Origin of the sequence: Pontiella sp. (assembly GCF_041622395.1) — a bacterium.
Taxonomy (GTDB): Bacteria; Verrucomicrobiota; Kiritimatiellia; order Kiritimatiellales; family Pontiellaceae; genus Pontiella.
This window is the reverse complement of record NZ_JBFJYW010000346.1, coordinates 1-3,574: the sequence shown is the minus strand read 5'-3', so window position 1 is coordinate 3,574 and position 3,574 is coordinate 1. Positions and strand designations below refer to the sequence as shown.

The following is a 3,574-nucleotide window of genomic DNA, read 5'->3' as shown; positions in this document are numbered from 1 at the left end:
GCCATCGACTGCGCCCGCCTGCTGCCGGCGAGCCGGGTGGGATAGCCGTTCTCGAAATAGATGAAGGTATAGTGCCGGTTGGTATCCGGTACCGCATCGGCAAGCGGCGCGAGCAGCAGCATCCAAAGCCCCGCCCAACGGCCTATCCCCAAAACCGGTCGCATCATGGTCCGTCTCCCAATCCCTTTCCGATACACCGCAAACATGAAAGGGAATATACCGGTCTGCGCGACCCGATATATCCCCTATCCACAGGAGGGCGGCCATCGGCCGCCCGGCTTGCGGAAGTCCTACCGCACGGGGCTCATGCGGAAGGCATAGCGGTATTGGTCCTTCTTCGCGCGGTAGCGGCCGTTGTCGAGCGGCTCGGCGCCCCAGCTGTTGTTGCCGCCGACCCCGAGTTGGTGGGCATCGATGTTGAAGAAAATCGCTTTCGAACGCTCCATCTCGAAGGCATATTTGGACGCCTCCATCGTTTGGTCGGAATAGTGGCGCGCACCCACCCCAACCGGCGCGCCGAGGGTTTCGAAGCGCAGGCCCCGGCCGGCGGCATCGGTCAGCGTCGTCCAGCGCACATCCACCTTGTAGCCGTTTTCCTGCGGACGGGAATAGTCGACCCACTGTTCGTCGACGGTTCCGCCGAAGAGGCCGATGCGCTCGTAGTCGCGGTCGATGTAGGTAGCCGCCGGACCGCGGCCATACCACTGCATGTTTTCGAGCGCGCCGTTGAGCGTCCACTGCATTCCGGTGCGATGGGCGAAGCGTTGCCTGCCTTCGATCGCGGAATAGTCGTAATCGACCTTCACGTCCACGGCCCCGGTCGCGGAAACGGCATATTCAAACGTCGCCTTCGCACCGATCGTCGGGAAGTCCACCAGCACGGTAACGGTTGCAAAGCCATCCTTCTGCTCGATGCCGAAGGAAGAAACGGTCCGCTGGCCGGCCGCGGTGCGCCACTTGTTTTCTTCCAGCTTTCCGCCGAGCTTCTTGCCGCCGCGCATTGCGCCGTTGTCGTTGTCGGTGTAGGGGCGCCACAGGTCGGGCGCGCTGCCGGAAACGAGTTCCTTGCCGTCGAGCTTGTAGGAAACGAGCGAGCCGCTCTTTCGGTCGAAGGCGACTTCGAACCCCGTTCCAACAATCTTGTTGCCGGCGATCTTCAGCCGCCCGGGCTCGGCGAGGGCCTGCGGCACGTATTGCCCGGCCAGCGGGAACTGCTCGTAGGCGATCTCGTGGCCCGCCTTCAGCAGCGGCGCATCGCTCTTGGTGAAGAAGCACAGGTTCAGCAGATATTCGGATCCGTTGTTCGGCATCGTCGGCAGGTTGAGCTTGATGGTCTTTTCGGAGCGGGCGGGAATGTCGAGATCCTCGATGTCGCCGCGCTTGACCACCGTGCCGTTTTCAAGGATTTCCCAGGTTCCGGTCGCCGCGTCCTTGATGTTGGTGAAGTCGAACCAGTTGATGAGCTTGACCGTGCCCGAGGCCAGATTGACCGGTTCGGCGTGGATGTTGCGATGCACGTACTTGATGGCATAGAGCCCCGGATGCGGTTGCCAGTCGGCGCCGATCAACCCGTTCATGCAGAAGTTGCCGTCGTTGTGGTAGGGCTGTTCGTGGTAGCCGCCGTAGGCGAAGAAGGTCTCCTTCACCGGGCCCTTGCCGATGTTCTTCTTGAACTTGGCGGGGACGGGTTCGATCACCCCTTGGTCCATCCAGTCCCAGACAAAGCCGCCGGAGTGCTTGGCGTTTTTGTAGATGTTGCCATGCCAGTATTCCTTGAGGTTGCCGTTGGAGTTGCCCATGGCGTGGGTGTATTCGCAGAGGATCGCCGGGCGTTTGTCGGGCGAGGTCCAGTTCTGGTCGGCATACATGCGGGAGAAGAAGTCGCCGATCGACTTGTCGCCGCCTTCGTACTGCACCGGGCGGGTCGGGTCGGCGTTGTGGAGCCAGTTGTAGGCCTTGACGAAGTTGGGGCCGCTGCCCGCCTCGTTGCCGAGCGACCAGACCACGACGGCCGCGTGGTTTTTGTCGCGCGCCACCATGCGCTGGACGCGGTTGAGGATCGGTTCCGCCCAGTCCGGATTGCGCGCCAGCTTGTTGTTCTGGTTGTTTTCGTAGTCGTGGCTTTCGATGTTGGCCTCGTCGACCATGTAGATGCCGAACTCGTCGCACAGGTCGTACCACAGCGGTGCGTTGGGATAGTGGCAGGTGCGCACGGCGTTGATGTTGAATTCCTTGAAAAGCTTCAGGTCGCGCAGCATGGTTTCGCGCGTGACGACCTGCCCGGTGGCCGGGTTGTGCTCGTGGCGGTTGACGCCCTTGAACTTGATCGGCACCCCGTTGAGATAGTAGACCGAGTCCTTGATTTCCACCGTGCGGAAGCCGACGCGCTGCGGAATGACTTCCAGCGTTTTCCCGGCGGCATCCTTGAGCGTCAGCAACGCGGTGTAGAGATAGGGATGTTCGGCGGACCAGCGTTCGACCCCGGACACGCGCTGCCGGGTTCCCGTCCCAACCTTTTTCCCGGCGGCATTCAAGAGCTCGACTTCAACCGAGCCTTCGCCCACCACTTCGGCATCGACCGCGAACGAGCCCTCCATGTCGGCCACGATCGTGAAGTCGCGGATGTGGGCCGGGTTGCGGGAGGTGAGGTAGACATCGCGGAAGATTCCGCTGAGCCGCCAGAAGTCCTGGTCTTCGAGATAGGAACCGTCGCACCAGCGGTAGACCTCGACCGCAATCAGGTTTTTGCCGGGCTGGAGGTGCTGGGTGATGTTGAATTCGGCGGGGGTGCGGCTGTCCTGGTTGTAGCCGACCTGCCGGCCGTTGACCCAAACGTAGAAGGCGGACTTGACGCCATCGAAGGTCAGGAAGGTTTCGCGCCCGGCCCAATCCGCGGGGACCTCGAACCAGCGGCGGTAGGAGCCGACCGGGTTGTCGTCGTGCGGGATGTTCGGCGCATCCTTGGGAAAGGGATAGGTGCGGTTGGTGTAGAGCGGCTTGGAGTAGCCCTGCATTTCCCAGTTGGAGGGAACGGGAATCCCGGCCCACTTCCGGTCGTTGAAGTCTACCTTGAAGAAGTCCAGCGGGCGGTCCGCAGGCTTTGCGACCCAGTTGAATTTCCATTCGCCGTTGAGCAATTGGAACCAGGGGGATTGCGTGTGGTCGTAGCGTTGCGCGGTTTCGGCATCGGGATACGCGAAGAAGGTCGCGCGCGGCGCCTCCGTCCCAATCTGCAACACCGCCGGATTTTCCCAGTCCATCCGCGCCGCGTTTATCGCCCCACTACCCAACATGATTAACACTCCTGCACGAATAAGCTTCTTCATCGGTACTTCCTTTCTCATTAAACACAACGTACTTGGCTAAAAAACAAACTAAACGCCGCGAATCCCGGATTTAGGACGCAACGGTTTTACCGCGCGGGCCTTTGGGGCTAGCCTGAATTATTCACGCGCCGAGTTTGCTTTGGCAACAGCCGACCGGAGGGAGACAGGCTTCGCGCATGCGAAGCAACGAGCGGAGCGAAGTGGCAACGCGTCGAAAGGTGCCGCTGTAGCAGCCTACCGCAAGCCTT

1 protein-coding gene is annotated in these 3,574 nt (G+C 61.4%); it reads right to left on the bottom strand.

The features are described from left to right. Positions 1–290: 290 nt before the first annotated feature. Positions 291–3,326, bottom strand: a complete 3,036-nt coding sequence (locus tag ABYO54_RS15235) for a glycoside hydrolase family 2 TIM barrel-domain containing protein (RefSeq protein WP_372809092.1) — start codon at positions 3,324–3,326, stop codon at positions 291–293. Between the last annotated feature and the right edge of the window lie 248 nt (positions 3,327–3,574).

What these genes read in the sequence shown, in the direction of transcription:
- ABYO54_RS15235 (WP_372809092.1), bottom strand. Translation starts at nt 3,326, where the DNA reads ATGAAGAAGCTTATTCGTGCAGGAGTGTTAATCATGTTGGGTAGTGGG.